The sequence below is a fragment of the Peribacillus sp. V2I11 genome, from assembly GCF_030817135.1.
Lineage (GTDB): Bacteria > Bacillota > Bacilli > Bacillales > DSM-1321 > Peribacillus > Peribacillus simplex.
The window spans coordinates 1,196,464-1,215,836 of the sequence record NZ_JAUSYW010000001.1 but is presented as its reverse complement, the minus strand read 5'-3'; the positions used below and the strand labels follow the sequence as shown (position 1 = coordinate 1,215,836).

General features: G+C 41.2%; 21 protein-coding genes and 1 riboswitch. Of the genes, 11 read left to right on the top strand and 10 right to left on the bottom strand.

The features are described from left to right. Positions 1–45 precede the first annotated feature (45 nt). Positions 46–1,011, top strand: coding sequence for an NAD(P)H-dependent flavin oxidoreductase (locus QFZ73_RS05920; RefSeq protein ID WP_307264100.1), 966 nt, complete (start codon positions 46–48; stop codon positions 1,009–1,011). Positions 1,012–1,348: 337 nt separating this feature from the next. Continuing rightward, positions 1,349–1,960, top strand: a complete 612-nt coding sequence (locus QFZ73_RS05915; RefSeq protein ID WP_251435745.1) for a DedA family protein — start codon at positions 1,349–1,351, stop codon at positions 1,958–1,960. A gap of 139 nt (positions 1,961–2,099) precedes the next feature. Here QFZ73_RS05915 and QFZ73_RS05910 read toward each other — a convergent pair whose 3' ends face one another. Next, a complete protein-coding gene (locus QFZ73_RS05910; protein WP_307262410.1) occupies positions 2,100–3,458 on the bottom strand; it encodes an IS1182 family transposase in 1,359 nt (452 codons plus the stop codon). Between the two features lie 314 nt (positions 3,459–3,772). Then, a complete protein-coding gene (locus QFZ73_RS05905; protein ID WP_251435742.1) occupies positions 3,773–3,919 on the bottom strand; it encodes a YjcZ family sporulation protein in 147 nt (48 codons plus the stop codon). 216 nt (positions 3,920–4,135) lie between these two features. Here QFZ73_RS05905 and QFZ73_RS05900 point away from each other — a divergent pair, with 216 nt between their 5' ends. The 5 genes from QFZ73_RS05900 (at position 4,136) to QFZ73_RS05880 (ending at position 8,600) form a co-directional block, all read left to right on the top strand. Continuing rightward, entirely contained in the window at positions 4,136–4,879 is a 744-nt protein-coding gene (locus QFZ73_RS05900; RefSeq protein WP_307264093.1) for a metallophosphoesterase family protein, read from the top strand. Between the two features lie 82 nt (positions 4,880–4,961). Next, positions 4,962–5,090, top strand: coding sequence for a hypothetical protein (locus QFZ73_RS05895; RefSeq protein ID WP_257790334.1), 129 nt, complete (start codon positions 4,962–4,964; stop codon positions 5,088–5,090). A 209-nt stretch (positions 5,091–5,299) separates the two neighbouring features. After that, positions 5,300–6,226, top strand: a complete 927-nt coding sequence (locus QFZ73_RS05890; RefSeq protein WP_307264090.1) for a cation diffusion facilitator family transporter — start codon at positions 5,300–5,302, stop codon at positions 6,224–6,226. Positions 6,227–6,490: 264 nt separating this feature from the next. Beyond that, positions 6,491–7,180 carry a response regulator transcription factor gene (locus QFZ73_RS05885; protein ID WP_251435734.1) on the top strand — a complete coding sequence of 230 codons (690 nt, stop codon included), beginning with the start codon at positions 6,491–6,493 and terminating at the stop codon, positions 7,178–7,180. Beyond that, positions 7,170–8,600: a HAMP domain-containing sensor histidine kinase gene (locus tag QFZ73_RS05880; protein WP_307272620.1), complete on the top strand. Its 1,431-nt coding sequence runs from the start codon at positions 7,170–7,172 to the stop codon at positions 8,598–8,600. The genes QFZ73_RS05885 and QFZ73_RS05880 overlap by 11 nt, the downstream gene beginning before the upstream one ends. Before the next feature lie 55 nt (positions 8,601–8,655). On the opposite strand, the gene spx is transcribed toward QFZ73_RS05880, so the two are convergent. Then, positions 8,656–9,051 (bottom strand): transcriptional regulator Spx, encoded by a 396-nt coding sequence (gene spx, locus QFZ73_RS05875; protein ID WP_034314875.1) that lies wholly within the window; start codon positions 9,049–9,051, stop codon positions 8,656–8,658. A gap of 247 nt (positions 9,052–9,298) precedes the next feature. On the opposite strand from spx, the gene modB reads away from it, so the two are divergent. Next, positions 9,299–9,952, top strand: coding sequence for a molybdate ABC transporter permease subunit (gene modB, locus QFZ73_RS05870; protein WP_307264083.1), 654 nt, complete (start codon positions 9,299–9,301; stop codon positions 9,950–9,952). Here the strand turns inward: modB and QFZ73_RS05865 are convergent. Continuing rightward, positions 9,914–10,393 (bottom strand): GNAT family N-acetyltransferase, encoded by a 480-nt coding sequence (locus QFZ73_RS05865; protein WP_307272617.1) that lies wholly within the window; start codon positions 10,391–10,393, stop codon positions 9,914–9,916. The two genes, modB and QFZ73_RS05865, sit on opposite strands and share 39 nt — an antisense overlap. 116 nt (positions 10,394–10,509) lie before the next feature. Between QFZ73_RS05865 and QFZ73_RS05860 the strand changes: the two genes are divergently transcribed. Both QFZ73_RS05860 and QFZ73_RS05855 read left to right on the top strand, forming a co-directional pair. Continuing rightward, a complete protein-coding gene (locus QFZ73_RS05860; RefSeq protein WP_076367434.1) occupies positions 10,510–11,001 on the top strand; it encodes a hypothetical protein in 492 nt (163 codons plus the stop codon). A gap of 198 nt (positions 11,002–11,199) precedes the next feature. Further along, positions 11,200–11,397: a cold-shock protein gene (locus QFZ73_RS05855; RefSeq protein WP_028393295.1), complete on the top strand. Its 198-nt coding sequence runs from the start codon at positions 11,200–11,202 to the stop codon at positions 11,395–11,397. A 40-nt stretch (positions 11,398–11,437) separates the two neighbouring features. Here QFZ73_RS05855 and QFZ73_RS05850 read toward each other — a convergent pair whose 3' ends face one another. The 4 genes from QFZ73_RS05850 to QFZ73_RS05835 all read right to left on the bottom strand — a co-directional run bounded on the left by QFZ73_RS05850 (position 11,438) and on the right by QFZ73_RS05835 (position 15,532). Next, positions 11,438–11,605, bottom strand: coding sequence for a hypothetical protein (locus tag QFZ73_RS05850; RefSeq protein ID WP_307264076.1), 168 nt, complete (start codon positions 11,603–11,605; stop codon positions 11,438–11,440). Positions 11,606–11,727: 122 nt separating this feature from the next. Next, positions 11,728–12,165 carry a flavodoxin domain-containing protein gene (locus QFZ73_RS05845; protein WP_307264073.1) on the bottom strand — a complete coding sequence of 146 codons (438 nt, stop codon included), beginning with the start codon at positions 12,163–12,165 and terminating at the stop codon, positions 11,728–11,730. Next, entirely contained in the window at positions 12,137–13,189 is a 1,053-nt protein-coding gene (locus tag QFZ73_RS05840; protein WP_251435722.1) for a ribonucleotide-diphosphate reductase subunit beta, read from the bottom strand. The genes QFZ73_RS05845 and QFZ73_RS05840 overlap by 29 nt, the downstream gene beginning before the upstream one ends. A 45-nt stretch (positions 13,190–13,234) precedes the next feature. After that, the gene (locus QFZ73_RS05835; RefSeq protein ID WP_307264069.1) at positions 13,235–15,532 is read right to left on the bottom strand and encodes a ribonucleoside-diphosphate reductase subunit alpha; all 2,298 of its coding nucleotides are present in this window, start codon (positions 15,530–15,532) and stop codon (positions 13,235–13,237) included. Positions 15,533–15,672: 140 nt separating this feature from the next. Next, positions 15,673–15,853: riboswitch (cobalamin riboswitch) on the bottom strand. 293 nt (positions 15,854–16,146) lie between these two features. Between QFZ73_RS05835 and QFZ73_RS05830 the strand changes: the two genes are divergently transcribed. Further along, positions 16,147–17,076 carry a manganese-dependent inorganic pyrophosphatase gene (locus QFZ73_RS05830; protein WP_251435720.1) on the top strand — a complete coding sequence of 310 codons (930 nt, stop codon included), beginning with the start codon at positions 16,147–16,149 and terminating at the stop codon, positions 17,074–17,076. Between the two features lie 105 nt (positions 17,077–17,181). On the opposite strand, the gene QFZ73_RS05825 is transcribed toward QFZ73_RS05830, so the two are convergent. Together QFZ73_RS05825 and QFZ73_RS05820 are read right to left on the bottom strand one after the other, a co-directional pair. Beyond that, positions 17,182–17,313: a hypothetical protein gene (locus QFZ73_RS05825; protein ID WP_285847350.1), complete on the bottom strand. Its 132-nt coding sequence runs from the start codon at positions 17,311–17,313 to the stop codon at positions 17,182–17,184. Positions 17,314–17,398: 85 nt separating this feature from the next. Continuing rightward, complete coding sequence (locus tag QFZ73_RS05820; RefSeq protein WP_307264061.1) at positions 17,399–18,856, bottom strand: SulP family inorganic anion transporter; 1,458 nt, start codon at positions 18,854–18,856, stop codon at positions 17,399–17,401. Between the last annotated feature and the right edge of the window lie 517 nt (positions 18,857–19,373).

Sequence of the window (19,373 nt, the reverse complement as noted above, 5' to 3'; positions counted from 1 at the left end):
TCTAATGAATATAGTATAACATTAAATGGACAGGGAGGGATGAAAGTGAAATATATTTGCGAGCTTTTTTCGATAAAATATCCAATTATTCAAGGCGGCATGGGGAATATAAGCAATGCAAGTCTTGCGGCTGCAGTATCCAATGCAGGGGGCCTAGGGACAATAGGGTGCGGTACCATGAATCCTGAACAGGTAGAAGCCATCATTCTCGAAACCAAAGATAAAACTAATAACAATTTCGCGTTGAATATTCCGATAAACGTTAGTCCATATACAGATGAGTTAATCAATCTTGTCCTGAAGCATGATATACCTGTAGTTTCCTTATCTGCAGGAAATCCTGCCCCTATCATTCCATTATTGCAAAAAAAGAATATAAAAGTGATCGCTATCGTTGCATCGGTCAAGCACGCACAAAAAGCGCAAGCTGCAGGGGCCGATGTGTTGGTCGCAGAAGGGTTTGAAGCTGCCGGCATCAATTCGAACCTGGAATTGACGACCTTTACACTCATTCCGCAAATTAGCAAGCATGTGACGCTTCCCGTTTTGGCTGCTGGCGGGATAGGCAATGGTCAGGGGTTGGCAGCTGCATTGATGTTGGGAGCTTCAGGAGTCCAGTTAGGAACCAGGCTGATTGCTACACAAGAAGCACCGTTCCATCCATCATATAAACAGAAACTAATGGAAGCGATGGGTAATGATACATTTATATTGGGCAGATCCGTTGGCCAGGTCAGAAGAGTATTGAAGGACCCATACACGGAAAAAATTCTGAATTTGGAAAAATGTGGATTGTCCCCTGTGGATTTTCGTGAAATGACCTCAGAAGTCCATCATATTAATGGGGCGATGAACGGGGATGTTAACAATGGTTTTATGAACAGTGGCCAGGTTGCCGGATTGATTGACGATATGCCCACGGTTAAGGAATTACTTGATGGCATGATGAAAGATGCGAAAAAACAAATGGAGGATGGATTAAGTAGGCTTTCCACCCCCTTTATGATTTGAGAAACAAGGGTAACAATCTTGTCATTAGTACATGTCTAACCATGTTGGGATATTCTCTGGTTAACTGTCGAAAGCTTAAGGGCAATTCGTCCTCAAGCTTTTTTCGTTTCGGGACCATCTGAAATTATATTATCATTCTTCTTACAAGCTGAGTTCTGTAGTAAATAGCCCGATAACGCAACATGAACTCCATAAGAACATTGTTTTAGTTATGAAAAAATGCGAGTTAACTTGTGATACAATGGGAAATGTCCTTTTTGACATCAAGGGGTGCCTGGATTCATTCTGGGAGCACCCCTTTTTATATGTAATAAAAGTTAGAAAAGGGGAAAATTCTATGGAAACTTTAATAATGGATATGATTGAAGCGTTTAAATCTTTATCCTATTTCGGTGTGTTACTAGCTTTGACTTTTGAATTCATTCCTGCTGAAATAGTTTTGCCACTTGCCGGATACTGGGTTTATCAAGGTGATATGAATTTATACTTGACTATCCTTGCCGGTTCGCTTGGTGGAGTAACGGGACCATTGACACTTTATGCTTTAGGCAAGTATGGCGGGAGACCGCTTGTATTAAAGTTCGGAAAATACTTTTTGATTAAAGATGAGCAGTTGAACAAAGCTGACCGCTTCTTTGAAAGGTATGGAGGGGGAATGGCCTTTTTTGGACGGTTTGTACCAGGCATTCGTACCGCCGTGTCGCTACCATGCGGAATATTGAAAATGAATATTTGGAAATTCATTTTATATACCTATATGGCGATGCTTCCCGTTACCAGTGCTTATGTTTATCTAGGGTATAAGTTAGGACCTAGATGGGAGCAGGCAGGAGCCATCTTTTCACAATATGCGAATTTCTTGCTTATCCCCATCGCACTCATAGTCATTTGGTTCGTTATGAAGACGCAAAAACAAAAGCAAAGACAAAAACTAAAAGCCAATTCATAACAAAGAAGGCGCCTTGTTCAGGCGCCTTTCAGTTTGTAGACAAAAGGGGTTCGGAATTAAAAAATTCTGAACCCCTTTTGAAATTCCCTTTGAATTTTCGCCTAAAGTTAAGAGATTGGGGCTCTACGAGCCCACTATGTTAGGCCATTTTTGGACCTCGCCATGTCCAATTGGCCATCTTCTTTAAATTAATGGCAGCGAAAGTAAGCATCGCCTGCATCGACAATTTTTTAAGTCCCCTTAAAGTAGTCCAACGCATACCATGCTTTTCTTTTGCATCTGCGAATACACGCTCAATCGTTTCTTTACGTTTTGCATATATAGGTTTTACATCTTGATGATGACGCAGATGATCTGCTTCTTCCACATGTGTTTGCCAGATATGCCGTGTCACCACTTTTTGACAGTCTTTGCTTTCTGTACACCGAGATAAAAATGAGCATGTTGTACAAATTTGTTTTGGCGATTTGTACTCGCGATAGCCCTCTTTATTTGTTGTTGAGTACTTTAAAGTTTCGCCCGAAGGGCAAAGGTAACAATCAAAATGTTCATCGTATACATAGTCCTGTTTGCGGAAAAATCCTTCTTTGGTGCGAGGACGTGTATAAGGTAAAGCCGGTATGATTTCTTTGTTAAATAGGTAGCTTGTAATCGCTGGTGTTTTATAAGCTGCATCTGCGGCAACGGCTTCCGGTTTTCCAACTTTCTCAATCACTTGTTCAACTAGTGGCTCTAAGATCTGACTGTCATGTGTATTTCCAGGTGTTACAATCGTTCCCAATACAAAACCGTTGCGGTCTGCGGCCGCGTGGAATGAATAGGCAAACTGTTTTGTTCGTTCATCTTTCACATAGTAGCCACTCTCAGAATCCGTTGTACTTTCTTTAATCTCTTTGGTCTCTTCTTTATCAAATTTATCTGGTGGAAAAGGCTTTTTTCCATGGTTTTCACGATCTTGATTGATTTCTTCTTGAAGACGTCCTTGATACGCTCGTGTTTCTTTACGAACGATTTTCTTTTCAAATTTCCGTTTATTCGCACTGGCTTTCACATGTGTGGAATCCACGAAAACGTGTTCAGCACTTATTAACTTTTTATTAGCAGCTGTCATTAAAATGCGATAGAAAATCTGTTCAAATAGGTCTGTATCTTTAAAGCGTCGCTCATAATTTTTCCCGAACGTAGAGAAATGAGGTACTTTATCATGGAAACCATAGCCTAAGAACCAACGGTAAGCCATATTGGTTTCAACTTCTTCAATCGTTTTACGCATGGAACGAATACCGAAGGTATATTGAATGAAAGTCAGTTTAACTAAAATAACTGGATCAATACTTGGGCGTCCTACCTCTGAATACATATCTTTCACCAAGTCATAAATGAAAGTGAAGTCAATGGCAGCCTCCATTTTACGAACCAAATGGTTCGGTGGCACCAGTTGATCTAAAGTAATCATTTCAAGTTGATCTCGCTGAATAGAATCATGTTTAGAAAGCATCCTCATCACCTCAAGTTTTAATACTTCTATTTTAAAACAAAAATGACTCCAGGCAAAAGTGTTCTATCTAAAAGGTAAGACAAAGTTGATTGGAACGGAAGGTACGAGACTCCTGCGGGAAAAGCGCGTCTAGGGGAGACCCCGCAGGCGAAAGCCGAGGAGGCTCCCCGACCGCCCGCGGAAAGCGAGTGCCTGGAGTGGAAATCAACGTCCAAATTGTACAAGCCATAAAAATAGACAAACTCGATTTTCATCGAGTTTGTCTACAGTCTGGAAGGCGCCTTGTTCAGGCGCCTTTTTGATTTATGTCATTATTAGCAGCATCCACCGAAGCCGCCGCCGAATCCCCAACTGCATCCGATGATGATCAACAAGATGAATAATACGATCAGCAATGCAAATCCGTTATCGAAACCGCAGCCACCACCGCCGCCACAACAATCATTACCATTTCCACCCATTTAATTTCCTCCTCATACATATTATGAATTACATACCTAGCAAAACATCTTTACCGGGAATACTTCATACTATGTATTCTAGGCCGAAGTGTTTGCTTATTCATAAAAAATGGGCATGGGTATATCAGGGGGAATAAGCCCGAATATTTTTTTGATTTCGTTTGAAATGTTATAATATACCATGTGGATTGTGGGGGAAGGGAGCTGAATTAAGTCATGAAAGTTGCCATTATAACGGATGTGCATGGTAATGCATCAGCGTTAAAAGCCGTTCTTAGGGATATTGATCAAAGGGAAGATATAGATCGTCTCTATTGTTTGGGAGATATGGTCGGGATTGGCCCGGATACAAATGAGGTCCTTGAACTTTTATTTTCAAGAAATGATTTATCGATGATAACTGGAAATCATGATGAAGCTGTCCTGGCCATCATTAACGGGGAGCCGCATCCGGCCGGTCATATTCATGTGAAGGAGCATCATGAATGGATAGCGGATAGGATGCATCGGAAATTCATAACCAAATTGGAAAAATTACCTCGTACCATACATCATATCATTAATGATCACTCCGTTTACTTCACCCATTATCACATGGAATCGAAGAAATTGGATGAGCACATAAGCCAAAATCCATTTAGTAAAATCGTTGAACCGAATTTAAATAATTTAGAAATGCTTTTCAGAGATCAACATCACGATTTAATAGGGTTTGGTCATCATCACCCTATCCACTTTTTTAAAAATGACCGAACGATATTCCTGAATCCTGGTTCACTTGGCTGTAATGGTGAACCAGTTGCTCCTTATGCCATTGTTACGATTGAAAATACCGGTATTCAGGTAAAGCTTGAAAAAGTAGCCTATGATAATGCATCATTCCTGTTATCGTATAAAAGCCTACAAGTTCCAGAGCATGAATTCATTATACGTACCTTCCATGGCGGACAGCAGGTCTAATACGTATGGGGAAATGTTTAGCATAAAGGTACATGCCTGTGGATACGATAATAGGCAAACATCATGATGCTGGAGGTAGGTTATGAAGGAAAAGGAACAGGTAAGTCAAGAGCAGGAAGAGATGGAACGGCACAGTCTTGTCTGTAATGATGAATTGTTTAATAAGGATCTGCACGCCATTGTCGATGATACGATGCAAGAGGAAAGATAAACGGGAAAAACGCTGCAGGAATCGTCTGTAGCGTTTATTTTTACTTTGAAATGGTTGAAGGCAGAATTTTGGTTTTTCGTAAAAGATCACGTCCTGCCTGTTTTCATCACTCTTTTTACAGCCAGTGGATCCCAGAAGTGAATCATTTGAAACCATTCTGGATTTATCCCATACTATATATAAGTTTCAAATCCGAGAGGAGGGATGGCATGGGACATCATCATGGTCACTCCCATGATCATGGGCACGGACACCACCATCATTCTAATAATAAAAAAGCATTGTTGGCTTCTTTCTTATTAATCTCCACATTTATGATAGTCGAGGTCATTGGCGGATTCTTGACAAATAGTCTGGCTTTACTGTCGGATGCAGGTCACATGCTTAGCGATGCGGCAGCTTTAGGACTTAGTTATACAGCGATAAGGTTGGGGGAAAGGAAAGCAACATCGTCCAAATCGTATGGATATAAACGTTTTGAAATCATTGCTGCTTGTTTGAATGGATTGACCTTGATCGTCATTTCCGTATTCATTTTCATAGAGGCAATTAAGAGGTTCCTGGATCCCCCTGAGGTGCAAAGCTTGGGAATGCTAATGATTTCAATCATCGGCTTACTTGTTAATATCATTGCGGCCTGGATTTTAATGAGCGGAGATAAGGAAGACAATCTAAATGTACGGAGTGCTTTTTTACATGTTATTGGTGATATGCTTGGATCTGTAGGTGCCATCGCGGCCGCACTCTTTATTTACTTTTTCGATTGGGGAATTGCAGATCCGATTGCGAGCGTCATAGTCGCGATTTTAATTATTATCAGCGGTTTTAGGGTAGTGAGGGATTCTTTCCATATCTTGATGGAGGGCACACCAGACCAAGTCGATATGGATGAAGTGAAAGCATCCTTGACGGAATTGGTTGGTGTATCCGAAGTCCATGATCTCCATATCTGGACGATCACCTCTGGTTTTTTGACAATGAGCTGCCATGTTGTCATAGATGAGAGCGGTAATCACGATTCAGTTTTAGAAGAAGCGCAAAAATTACTTCATGATAAGTTTGGAATCGAACATAGCACGATTCAAGTGGAAAGACAGGAAGCAGGCTGTCCGAATCCACACGAGACATGTAATTGAAAAGGGCTGGCTCAGTTTAGAGCCAGCCTCTTAAGAGTGTAATAAGAGTTTCAAGCAATTTTTTATCCATTTCCAGACCTTGTAGTATATTCCTGTTAAAATGAATCCAGATCACTTGCACGAAATGACTAAGTGAAAACATCGGTAAATTTTACTGCGAACATAATCCTGACACATAAAAAGGGTAAGATTGAGGGAAAAAGCTTGGTGTTAGTTAGCATATACAACATGATTCCACTATAATTCAGGAAGGAGGAATCCATAATGAAGAAAATTCTTGTAGTAGAAGATGAAATTGCCATATCGATGGTATTGAAAGCATATTTGGAGCGGGAGGGTTTTGATGTAGTCCAAGTTTACGATGGGCTAAAGGCCATTCCGGTGTTTGAAGAAACGAAGCCAGACCTAGTCCTGCTTGATGTCATGCTGCCGGGTAAGGAAGGCTGGGATATATTGAAGGAAATTCGGGAGGACGGTACATGTCCGGTCATTATGTTGACTGCACTGACAGATGTCGATTACAGATTATCGGGATTTAAGTCAGGTGCGGATGATTACATCTCCAAACCCTTCGTTGCCGAAGAAGTCGTGGCCCGGGTACATGCCGTTTTAAGAAGATCCTCATCGGTTATTACGGAAGCTGGTCATGTACATGAGTTTGGGAGTTTAACAATCGATGATCTGTCTTATATGGTGCATTTAAATGGAGAAGAGATAAACTTGACGCCGCGTGATTTGTCGCTGCTCGTTTTTTTCGCTAAGCACCCTAATCAAATTTTCACAAGGGAACAGCTGCTCGACCAAGTGTGGGGCTTGGATTATGACGGCAGTGACCGTGCGGTGGACCTGGCGATCAAACGAATCAGGAAGGCGATAGATGCATGGCCTGTAACTGAGGGGGAAATAAAAACATTGCGTGGATTGGGGTATCAATTGAGTGTCTATGAAAACTAAAAAAAGAACCACTTTACAACGCTATTGGACTAAGAGATACGTATTGACCTTGATTTCAGGTTTGATATTATTGTCTGTTTTTTCCTTATGGTGGATGGAAAAAACGGCTTTGGAATATAGGCTAAGCCTTCTTAAGTACTTAGCTGATGAAACATCCGATCGGGCGATTAAGGAAAATGGTCAGATTGTCATTGGTCCGATCCTTTCGGAAATTGTTGAGGAAAGGGAGAAAATCCTCCATCTGAACCAACAGCCAATCATCTATATCGTCGATCCCGATGCCACCATCATTTATACGATGCCACAATTGTATATAGATCCCGATGAAAATAAACTCCCGGATGTCATCATGAAAAATACGGAGTTAATCCAGAAGGTCAAGATCTCCGACAACAAAGTATATGTCGTCAAATCCCCCATTACGTTTAATGATGAGACGAGAGGCTGGGTGGTCATTGCACAAGAAGAAGGGGCATTGAAGGAAATCAACCAAGATCATGGATTGTTGGCGATCATGATTGGTGGCCTTCTGATTCTGGGAACGGGAGTCATTTATTTTCTTTCCAGGCAGATTTCGCGGCCCATTCAAGACGTAGCTAACGCCGCTGTCCAGGTTCGTGAAGGCAACTATGATATCCATTTCAAAGAGGAAGAGGAAATCAAGGAAGAAGAAATTTATGAACTGATAGAATCATTTAAGGAGATGACCAACCGATTGAAGGTCATGGAGAAGTTGCGGGCGGAATTGCTTGCAGGCGTAACCCATGATTTGAAAACGCCAGTCACTTCCATTAGCGGACTGATACAAGCGGTTAAGGATGATGTCGTTAAGGGAGAGCAAAGTAAGGAATTCCTCGATATTTCCTTAAAGGAAACTCAACGTTTACAAGGGATGATAGAGGATTTACTCAATTATAATGCCATATCTGCAGGCGCTTTTAAAATTCGGGTGCAAAAAGAGAATATCAATATATTCATCAAGGAAATCGCCCATCGCTGGCAGGTGACCCAGGATGATGATCAATCGTTCGCTTTTGAGATAAAAGTTCCTGATGAACCGGTCTTTGGTCAAATAGATTCATTACGGATGCAGCAAATCGTCATTAACCTTTTGAATAATGCCAGACATGCACTTGATGGCAAAGGGAAAATAGCGATTCACCTTTATGAAAAGGGTGCAGAACGAATCTGCATTGATGTACTGGACAGTGGCCGGGGGATTCCGGAACATGAACAACAATATGTGTTCGAACCATTTTATCGAGGTGAAAACAAAAAGTTGAAGGTACGTGGTTTAGGTTTGGGACTGCCATTCAGTAGAATGCTGGCAAAAGCGCAAAAGGGAGATCTTGTGCTTAAGGATAGCGATGAACAAGGGACCACCTTCACGATTGTCATAGAGAAAGCGGATCAGATATAAAAAAGGGTTGTCCGATGTAGTGGACAACCCTTTTATTCTGCAGAATGTTAACTAATTAAGCCAATTGGCTGATTGCACGCCATAATTGTACATGACGGACCTTCCTTGGAAGGAATCGTCCCATTTCTTCTTCATTATATCCTGCATGCAAGTTCTTATGGTCGAAAATGATTGGCCGGCGAAGTAAATCCGGGTTATCTTGAATAAGCTTGCAAAGATCATTAAGTGGTGTATTATTTATATCGATATTAAGGCTTTTGAATTTTTTGGAACGGGTTGAGATGATTTCATCTGTCCCGCCTTCCGTTTTACGTAAAATCTCTTTTATTTCTTCTATAGAAAGAGGTTGGGAATATAGGTTACGTTCATTAAAGGAAATTTCGTTCTTCTTAAGCCAAGCTTTTGCTTTACGACAGGCTAAACTGCTTGGAGTAGTATAAATTGTTACCATTAAAATCGACTCCTTCAAAGTTTTCAAGTTTATTGGAATGAAATTATTTTTATATTTGTGATACTCTTACTTTAACGTTTCTTTGTGTCAGCAAGATGTCAAGAAAAATAAACTTAAATGTTATTTTAAAAAGAAAGGGAGAAACTTAAATGAAGTCTGCCTTTAATGAAAAAGAAACCGTTTGGGTAATGATGCCGAACAAGGACCTGCATAGGCCGATATTTAACAGTGATGTGCGGATAGTATCATGACAGGGGATTTTTGGTCACCTGTCAGGCTATCGATACAAGTAGCGGGACTATCGGGTATCCTTGTTTTCATTTTAGGAATTATCCTAGCGCGAATGATGGCTAAAAAGCAATTCAGGGGAAGAGTCCTGTTGGAAACAGCGTTTTTATTACCGCTTGTTTTGCCGCCTTCCGTCGTTGGTTTTTTATTGATTGTGCTTTTTGGCAAGAGTGGAATACCGGGACAATTCATTGAAAGGGTTTTTGATCAGCCCCTGATGTTCACGTGGTGGGCAGCGGTCATTTCATCTACAGTGGTAGCGTTTCCGCTTATGTATCAATCTGCTAAAACGGGCTTTGAAGGTATAGATGAAGAAATCGAAAATGCAGCAAGGGTAGACGGGGCCGGCGAGTGGAGATTATTCCTGAATGTAACCCTTCCATTGGCTGTCAAATCCATCGTCACAGGTGCCATCTTAAGTTCTGCGCGTGCGTTGGGGGAATTTGGGGCCACACTCATGTTTGCGGGAAACATTCCCGGACAGACACAAACCATACCGACAGCGATTTATATCGCCATGGATTCCGGGAATATGACATTAGCCTGGCTATGGGTTGCCGTAATCATCGTCATTTCATTCATTATGCTTTTTATCGTGACATACATAAAATGAATGCTTTTTCTCGTATATGCTTATGAAAAAGAGAGGTGTGGCTTCTACGTCCTCTTTATGAATGAAGCCGTTTTTTTCGTAAAGGTTCCGTGCAGGCAGGTTCATTTTACCGTTCGAAACGGATATCTTTTCCCAGTCGCCGTGTAGATGAAGAGCATGCAACAGTGCATCCGCGATACCCTGCCGAAAATAATCAGGATGGACGACCATTCGGCAAATCAGCAATTGACCATTCTCTTTTGTATAAGATATTGCACCAGCTAAGGCATCTCCCTTTAAATAGCATAAAAACGTTTCATGACAATGAATGAATTGTTCATATGTTTCCAATAGAGGAGGTATATCGGCAAAACCGATCAATTCCGCTTCCACCTTATAAGCTTCTTTCTGAAGTTTAAAAAGCTGCTGGCCATAATCGGAGTCCAGGTCCCGAATTTTCATGATCAAATCCTATCACTCCCTTTCATTACATTATAATGGAAGAAGGAGATTATTGTTTCTAATCAGTCTGTGTTATAATCGACAAACAATATGAACTAATGAAATGAGGAAGAAATTTGTTAACATTTGAAGAAAAATTGAGCATCATTGAAACTTTTCCGGAATTACAGCGAAAAGACGTTTCATTGGGGCGTGTGAACTTCCATTATCCAGATAGTGTCCAGGAGAAAAAGATCGTCGTTCAGCACTTGCATCCCAATGGTAATGGTTTCGTTTACGCAGGGCATATGAGAAAAAAAGACACTGACCGTAAAGGATTTATCAATATACGTGACTATAATGAAGCGGAATTAAAAGAATTGATCCAAAAAAGCGTGGATTACCTATCTGAACCTCCTGTTGAATTCGAAGAAGAGGAAAACGAGTTCGCTAGGTTGGAAGGGACATGGATTGGTCCTGAAAAGCAAGAGCTTACACTTGAAAGGGAAGACCTGCTTTGGAATGTGTATTCAGGGTCGAATCTTGAGGAGTGTTTCGAGAGTCCAGTAGAGGCGGAGCGCTACTTATTGGACGAAGGCTTCCGACAAAGCAAGAAGAGGAATATGTAGAATTTTAGGATAATTTGTCGGTTGATTTACTGCGATAATCTTGTTTTTTTAGGATTTCCCATGATATAATATAAGTAATTATTTTTGTTCGGAATAAGTTTGATAGAAGGATTTACTGTAATAGGATTCCTCTTGAAACATTATCCAGAACCAAAAATAGTAATAAAATGGATTTTTCCAAACACAGGAGGAACTATCATGGTACAAGGTAAAGTAAAATGGTTTAACGCAGAAAAAGGTTTCGGTTTCATCGAAGTTGAAGGCCAAGACGATGTATTCGTACATTTCTCAGCTATCCAAGGCGAAGGCTTCAAAACGCTTGAAGAAGGCCAAGAAGTTTCTTTCGAAATCGAGCAAGGCGCTCGTGGACCACAAGCAGCTAACGTTCAAAAATAATTGAACGCATATAAAAAAAGACTCCGATTTTGGAGTCTTTTTATTTTTCATCTTTTTCGGTCATTTCCTTTAATGCTTTGTCCAATTTTTCTTCGATCCGTTTAGAACGATTAAAATGCCCTGACAGGAAAAACACGATGAATATAACGAATACGACAAGCACTAGCATAAAAAGGATAGGCAGGAACTGGGTTATATTTTCAGTCATTGGATATTATCTCCTTTTTTCTTCCATTATACTTCATGCTTACCGCTGCCATGATATAGGGAGCCAAGTTTTTTTAAAAAAATACTGAGAGGGGATATGCAAAAACGCATATCCCCTTTCGGTCAGTTCTGGAATAGCGAGGCGAACTTTTGAAGTCTGGGCAAGTCTGATTCTTGATACATCTGTTCTATCTTCAATGTCACCAATAACTGGCTCTTGGCAAATAACATATCCCGGAAATGATCGACCGCCCCACAAAAATGATTATAGTTGGTTTCACCAGTGCCGAAGACTCCCGTTTTCAGATGAGCAATAGGCAACTGTTCCAATTCTTTATAAAGGGCTGCTGATTTAGCAGGAAGCTCCCCATTGCCCCATGTATAGGTGCCGATAATCAATGCATCGTAATCCGGCAATGTACGTAAATCGAATTCATTCATTCGATATAGTCCAGCTTCAGGTAAAAGGGAAGCAAGGGCTTCAGCAAGCGCTTTTGTATTGCCGCCGGCAGAATGATAGACTATGGCAACTTTACAGCTCATCGAACCCATTGCTGGCATTTACTTGACTGTATGTCCTTGACTTCTGTTCGAAGAAATCGGTTTTGGTAAGGCCGATGGATTCGTCATCGAACGTTTTGATCCATGGCATCGGATTCTCGCCATACTCTTTATACAAATTTTCTAGACCCAGCATACGTAACCGTTTGTTGGCGATATATTCGATGTACTCATTGAATTCTTCCAAATCGAGATCGGCTTTGTTTTGGATATCTTCGAGCATATATTCAGACCATTCCTTTTCGAGTTCGACTGCTTTTTCAATCGTTGTATAGATGAACTTAGTGTTTTCTTCATTATTTAACTCAGGATATTCATACATCAAGATTTGAACGAGCATTCCAATGAAATCGAAATGGACCATTTCATCGCGATGAATATAGGATATCATCGTAGCGGAACCGGTCATTAAATTTTGGCGTCCTAAATTATAATAAAAGGCGAAAGCCAGATAGAAATAAATCCCTTCAAGGTTCGTTGAATGGATCAGTGCCTCGAATAAATGCTGAGGGCTGGGATCATCCACGAACGTTTGATAAGCATCAACGATCGGTTGGTTACGCTTAATCACTTCAGGATGTTCTTTAATGCGGTCGAATAGCTGTTTTTGCTTGCCTACCGGAATCAAGGAAGCAAGGATATAGGAATAAGATTCATTATGGATCGATTCCTGCTGGGCCATGTTGGCCAGGATAGCTTTTGCCGCCGGATCTTTGATGTACCGAAGGATTTCTACTAAAGTGGGCGTTTGAAGACTGTCCATTCCAGCAATCATAGTAAGGATATCGAGAAAAGCGTCCTGGATATCTTCGTCCAATTCGCCCCACTGCTTTTTATCCTGAATCATGTTCACGCTCGAAGGCTTCCAAAAGTTATTGATGAGCTGTGTATAGGTATCATAGAATTTTTCATACTGAATATCGTTCCAAAGGAGGAAGCCTGAAGCTTCTCCTTTGAAAACACCGGTTGCCTTGGTAGGATGCGTTGGTTCCAGCATCCGAATCTTTTTGATATGATTGGTCATTCGTGAAAACTCCTTTAAGAATAGATTAATGGGTTATGATTATCGTTAACTTGAACAGCTTTCGCAGGCATTGTCATATTCCGAAGAAGTCGAACGAACATAATACGTTGATTTCAACCCGCTTTCCCATGCCGTTAAATGGATATCCAAAAGGACCTTCGCTTTGATTGTATTGTGTACATACAGATTAAAGCTGATTGCTTGGTCAATATGGCGTTGGCGGGCTGCATTTTGCCTGATGCTTTCCAGTTGGTCCAAATTAAATCGCGTCTTTTTATAATATTCATACGTATTTGGCGTCAAGCCTGGTGCGGTCACCTTGAATTTGAAGTTTTTCTTTTCTTCGTAAAATTCAATTTCATACAAAGGATCGATTCCATCCGTGGAGTTACCGATTTTAGCGGTCGATGAATTGGGGGCAATGGCCATTAAATATCCATTACGGGTCCCATGTTCCTGCACGTCTGCTTTTAAATCCATCCACTTTTGATCTGTATAGTCACGCAGTTCGAAATAGTCCCCTGTATGCCAATCAGATCCTTCAAAATATGGGTATGATCCTTTTTCCTTGGCTAATTCGTTGGATGCCTTGATTGTTAAGTAAGCGATCTTTTCGTATAAAGCATCTGCATAGTGAACAGCCTCATCGGATTCCCAATAAATATTCTGTGTGGCAAGTAAATGATGCCATCCAAACGTCCCTAAACCAATTGCCCGGTAGCGTTTGTTCGAGATGGATGCTTGTTTGACAGGAAGATTATTCACATCAATGACATTATCCAGCATACGGATCTGAATGGGAATCAATCTTTCCAAAACATCGCTGCCCACCGCTCGGGGCAAGTTAATGGATGAAAGGTTGCAGACAACGAAATCGCCGCTTTTACGAACCACAACAACATCTCCATCTTCTGTTTCATATTCATCCGTGATCGTCGAAGGGCTTAGGTTTTGGGCAATTTCCGTGCAAAGGTTAGAACAATAAATCATACCTTTATGTTTATTGGGATTCTTCCGATTCACTTCATCGCGGTAGAACATATATGGTACGCCTTCTTCCAATTGAGAAATCATGATGCTTTTCATGATGTCCATCGCATTGATTTTTTCAAAGCTATAGTTTGGAAGCGTGCCATTTTCTGCGGCCTCGACAGCAAGTGCATAATGATTCCTGAAGCTACCTTCACCTTTCTTTTCGTCATAAAGATCTTCAAGTGAAAATCCAAGGGTTTGCTTAACGGTATGCGGATCGAAAAGATACCATTCTTTTCTGTCGCGTACAGCCTCCATGAATAAATCAGGGATGCATACACCTGTAAAAATATCATGGGCTTTTAATCTGTCATCCCCGTTTTGTGTCTTCAAATCGAGGAAGCTCATGATATCTTTATGCCAGGCATCCAAGTAAATCGCGATGGCACCTTTACGTTGACCCAATTGATCGACACTTACAGCTGTCTGGTTGAAAAGTCGAATCCAGGGAGTCGTGCCGGAACTGTTTCCAGAGAAACCTCGGATATCAGAACCAAGAGAGCGAATCTTACCAACGTAAAGACCGACACCGCCACCGAATTTAGATACTTTTGCTGCATCGTAGTTAGATAGGTAGATGCCGTCAATGGAATCTTCAATTGCGTCGATAAAGCAAGAGCTTAACTGTCCATGTGTTTTACCTGCATTGGAGAGTGTAGGGGTCGCAACGGTCATATAAAGGTTGGACATGGCCCAGTATGCTTCTTTTATAAGTTGCAGGCGGTGCCCCGTTTTTTCCAATCGCATGATTTCCATCGCGATGATCATGAAGCGTTCTTGTGGCAGTTCGTACACCTTGTCCTTTTTTGGGCGGGCTAGGTAGCGATCGTTTAATAAGTAGAGGCCTATGTAAGAGAATAATTTATCTTTTTCCGGGTCGATTACCGAACCCAATTCCTCAATTTCCGCTTTTGTATATGAAGATAGCAGTTCTGATTTATAAATGGGATAACGCTGACCTTCTGAAAGCTGGGAGAGTTCCGTGATCAGTTCATAGAATGGGCCATAACTCATGACTTCATAACCTCGATTGGCTTGTGCATCCCTATACATTGTATTCAATAGTTCTGCTGCAGCAACAAACGTCCAATCTGGAGCATCGATATCCACACCTTCAAGAGCGAGCTGAATCAGTTTTCTTGATGCCTGTTCTTCGGTTGAGTCACTTTTGCGATCAAGCCATTTTGTAAAACGCTTTTTGAACTTTTCCATATCGAGACGGCCTTCGAATTCCTTCGATAACATCTCAAGCTGGATGGATTTCGTTTCTGTGTCATTTTCGCTAATGGTAAAGTTATATGTTTGAGTCATTAATAATCCTCCTTGTTAACTTCCGCTAAAATAAAAAAAAACCGCCCAATGAATTGAGCGGATCAAACGATAGAATAAAAGGGCCATGAAAAAATAGCCGTTATACTATCGTTTCATCATCTCAATCCCCGAAGAATAAGAAACGTGAAAAATTCAAGGCAGGTCTCCTGACTCATGATCATCCTACTTTGAGTCCTTCCCGTATAGAGAGCTATACAGTGGGTTTCTCATTTCGTCACATTTACAGTTGCGGGGACAGTTCCGGGTTTACACCGGATTCCCTTTTCAGCCATCACTGGCACCTTGGATTATAAAAAATTCTATATATAGTTATTAATATGGTTTATGTAATCAATATCTAGTATTTCTGCTTATATTATAGTAAGCCATATAGGATGATAATTCAACTAATATATTTGAAAAAAACCAGCCCTTATCTATTGACAAAGTGAGGGTAGAAGGTGAAGGAATGAAAGATTTTATTGGGGAATGGGTAATTCAAGCGCTGGTTTTACGGGATTTTGTGTTAAAATAAAGTGTCTAGTAAAGGTGGCTCTCCCTTATTGCTATAAGGGGATTCGCGGAAAAATATTTATGAAAAAGGGGATTAAATCTTGGAAAAAGTATTAGTTTTTGGACATAAAAACCCGGATACAGACACAATCTGTTCAGCAATCGCTTATGCAGATCTGAAAAAGCAGTTAGGTATCAACGCTGAACCAGTTCGTCTGGGTGAAGTGAATGGTGAAACTCAATATGCATTGGACCAATTCAAATTCGAAGCTCCCCGTCTTGTGGAAAAAGTTGCAGGGGAAGCTGATGGCGTAATCCTGGTCGATCATAACGAACGCCAGCAAAGTGCTGAAGATATTGACCAAGTCCGTGTGTTGGAAGTTATCGACCATCACCGTATCGCTAACTTTGAAACAAGCGATCCTTTATATTACCGTGCGGAACCAGTTGGCTGTACGGCAACCATTTTAAATAAAATTTATAAAGAAAACGGCATTGAAGTCCCTAAAGCAATCGCAGGTCTTATGCTGTCTGCCATCATTTCCGATTCCTTATTGTTCAAATCACCGACCTGCACGGAGCAAGACGTTGCAGCAGCAATGGAACTGGCAGCCATTGCGGGAGTCGACGCTGAAACATACGGCTTGGAAATGTTGAAAGCTGGAGCTGACTTGAGCGACAAAACGATTGCCCAGCTTATCACTCTTGATGCAAAGGAATTCCCCATGGGAATGGCTAAAGTGGAGATAGCACAGGTCAATGCTGTAGATCCGAACGAGGTCCTTGCTAAGCAAGCAGAATTGGAAGCGGCTATTGAAGCGGTCATCGCTGTGAAGGAATTGGACTTATTCCTTTTCGTCGTAACGGATATCTTGACTAATGATTCTGTTGCCTTGGCTCTTGGTAAAGCAGCTTATGCAGTAGAAAAAGCTTACGACGTTTCATTAAACAATAACATCGCCGTCTTAGAAGGCGTTGTATCGCGTAAAAAACAAATCGTGCCAGTCTTAACGGACGTATTCAGCAAATAATACAGAAAAAGGGGTGCTCATTAAAAACATGGGCATCCTTTTTCTGTACATGCAAAAAAAGACTCAACCATCCATTAAGGTTGTTTGAGTCTTTTTTCTTAATTCCTATTCTTTTTCATAGGCGATGACAATCAATTCTTTATTGGCTTCCTCGCCGAGTTTGCTTTCAAAGCTTTTCAGTTCATTCAATAAATCCGGTGACAGATTTGCTGCCGTATAATCCTGCTCGGGTGTCATGCTTTTCGCTCCTTTCAAAAGGAAATAATTCATGTTATCTATTTTGTCGGTTTGAAAAGTTTCTATTCAGCAGAATTTTACTTCTTCAAGATATTTTACTTTCTGAGGTGGCGAGTTTTTCAAGCAATAACGAACTTTCGTCATCAAGTCCTTGCACATGGACAGGTATTCCCAGAAGCTGATACTTAAGGACAACCGTATCAACAGCACTGACTGCTGAAGCATCCCAGATTTTAGAATGGGAAAAGTCGATGACAATTGCATCGGCTTTTTCCTTGAAGTCGAACTTCGAAATAAAGTCCTGGACAGAAGCGAAAAATATTTGTCCGCTGATACGATAAATGATTTTCTTAGCCTGGATGTCTTCCGTTTTCTCTACAGCCACTTTAGAAATTTTAGCCGAGAAGAAAATCATGCTCAAGAGCACTCCAGCAAAAACCCCTTTTGATAAATCATGAGTATAAAGGACAATGAGGACCGTCACGATCATCACGGCAGCATCTGACTTTGGAGCTCTAGTGAGCCTCTTTAGGGATGACCAGTCAAAGGTCCCGATTGAAACCATGATCATGACTGCGACAAGTGCAGCCATCGGTATTTTAATAAGGACATCATTCAATACCACGATTAATACCATAAGGAATGCGCCAGCTACAAAAGTGGAGAGACGGCCCCTTCCTCCCGATTTAATGTTGATACCGGATTGACCGATCATCGCACATCCTGCCATTCCGCCAAAACACCCGGCAATGATATTCGAAATCCCCTGGCCTTTGGCTTCCTTATTTTTATTACTGTCCGTGTCAGTCATCTCATCGACTATTTGAGCTGTCAATAACGATTCTAGCAACCCCACAAACGCAAGGGCTATGGAATAAGGGAAAATGATCGCCAAAGTTTCGAAGGTCAAAGGGATGTCTGGAAGCATGAACATCGGAAGCGCTTCGGTCAATTGCCCCATATCCCCTACAGTCCGCACCGTAGCCCCCGTGGTAACTGCAACGATCGTCATGAATACGATGGCGACAAGTGGTGAAGGTATGACTTTCGTGATCAGCGGGAAAAGATAAATGATGGCTAATGAAACGGCTGTCATGACATACATGATCCATGTTTCGCCCACGAAATGGGTGAGCTGTGCCGTGAAAATCAAGATGGCTAAAGAATTCACAAAACCAGTCATTACAGGCTTCGGAATGAACTTCATTAATTTCCCGATTTTTAAAACCCCTAGTAAAATTTGGAGCAAACCAGTCAATATTGTTGCGGCAAGTAAATAGTTCAAGCCATGATCTTTAACAAGGTCGACCATGACGAGTGCCATTGCGCCAGTGGCAGCCGATATCATTCCCGGCCTCCCGCCGACTAAAGAGATGACGATGGCAATGCAGAATGAGGCATATAGACCAACCATTGGGTCAACGCCAGCAATGATCGAAAAGGCAATCGCCTCCGGAATCAATGCCAAGGCAACGACAATTCCCGATAGGATATCTCCCCTAACGTTGCCGAACCACTCCTGTTTGTATGCTGATGTATTCAAAGAAACACTCCTTCTTTCTTTTATATATGTGTGTTAAATTCTTTTTTAACGCACTAAATTATAGCATGAGCCTTTCTTTCTATCTATATGGATAATATAAACGACAAATCGAGGGCTATTCACTTCTTAGTGAATGAAGGTAAAATGCCTAAAGAGAGAAGAATTGGTACAAAAGGCCTTGAGCTATCATGTGAGGGAACCAAGGCTGAAGAAGCCTCCATTCATCTATACGATGAATCGGAAACTGTTTAAAGACCTTCGGTAGGGCCTCCAAAACTGAAAAAAATCATCATGACTAAAAGGGATGATATGAAGATTACCGGTTGAAAGGGAAAATAAACTCGTACCTTCGTATTGGAAGGAGATATATCATTATCCTAGTGAACTGCCGATTATCTTATGGAGGTAGGCGGTACCACTAGAAAGCTGGATCATTTATTATGCCTGCATACAGGCCATGCCTGTAATAATGTCAGTCGAAATGGATTTCCGAAAAATGGCTTGGCCATTTTTTGAC

What these genes read in the sequence shown, in the direction of transcription:
- QFZ73_RS05915 (WP_251435745.1), top strand. Translation starts at nt 1,349, where the DNA reads ATGGAAACTTTAATAATGGATATGATTGAAGCGTTTAAATCTTTATCC.
- QFZ73_RS05910 (WP_307262410.1), bottom strand. Translation starts at nt 3,458, where the DNA reads ATGCTTTCTAAACATGATTCTATTCAGCGAGATCAACTTGAAATGATT.
- QFZ73_RS05905 (WP_251435742.1), bottom strand. Translation starts at nt 3,919, where the DNA reads ATGGGTGGAAATGGTAATGATTGTTGTGGCGGCGGTGGTGGCTGCGGT.
- QFZ73_RS05900 (WP_307264093.1), top strand. Translation starts at nt 4,136, where the DNA reads ATGAAAGTTGCCATTATAACGGATGTGCATGGTAATGCATCAGCGTTA.
- QFZ73_RS05895 (WP_257790334.1), top strand. Translation starts at nt 4,962, where the DNA reads ATGAAGGAAAAGGAACAGGTAAGTCAAGAGCAGGAAGAGATGGAACGG.
- QFZ73_RS05890 (WP_307264090.1), top strand. Translation starts at nt 5,300, where the DNA reads ATGGGACATCATCATGGTCACTCCCATGATCATGGGCACGGACACCAC.
- QFZ73_RS05885 (WP_251435734.1), top strand. Translation starts at nt 6,491, where the DNA reads ATGAAGAAAATTCTTGTAGTAGAAGATGAAATTGCCATATCGATGGTA.
- QFZ73_RS05880 (WP_307272620.1), top strand. Translation starts at nt 7,170, where the DNA reads ATGAAAACTAAAAAAAGAACCACTTTACAACGCTATTGGACTAAGAGA.
- spx (WP_034314875.1), bottom strand. Translation starts at nt 9,051, where the DNA reads ATGGTAACAATTTATACTACTCCAAGCAGTTTAGCCTGTCGTAAAGCA.
- modB (WP_307264083.1), top strand. Translation starts at nt 9,299, where the DNA reads ATGACAGGGGATTTTTGGTCACCTGTCAGGCTATCGATACAAGTAGCG.
- QFZ73_RS05865 (WP_307272617.1), bottom strand. Translation starts at nt 10,393, where the DNA reads ATGAAAATTCGGGACCTGGACTCCGATTATGGCCAGCAGCTTTTTAAA.
- QFZ73_RS05855 (WP_028393295.1), top strand. Translation starts at nt 11,200, where the DNA reads ATGGTACAAGGTAAAGTAAAATGGTTTAACGCAGAAAAAGGTTTCGGT.
- QFZ73_RS05850 (WP_307264076.1), bottom strand. Translation starts at nt 11,605, where the DNA reads ATGACTGAAAATATAACCCAGTTCCTGCCTATCCTTTTTATGCTAGTG.
- QFZ73_RS05845 (WP_307264073.1), bottom strand. Translation starts at nt 12,165, where the DNA reads ATGCCAGCAATGGGTTCGATGAGCTGTAAAGTTGCCATAGTCTATCAT.
- QFZ73_RS05840 (WP_251435722.1), bottom strand. Translation starts at nt 13,189, where the DNA reads ATGACCAATCATATCAAAAAGATTCGGATGCTGGAACCAACGCATCCT.
- QFZ73_RS05835 (WP_307264069.1), bottom strand. Translation starts at nt 15,532, where the DNA reads ATGACTCAAACATATAACTTTACCATTAGCGAAAATGACACAGAAACG.
- QFZ73_RS05825 (WP_285847350.1), bottom strand. Translation starts at nt 17,313, where the DNA reads ATGACACCCGAGCAGGATTATACGGCAGCAAATCTGTCACCGGATTTA.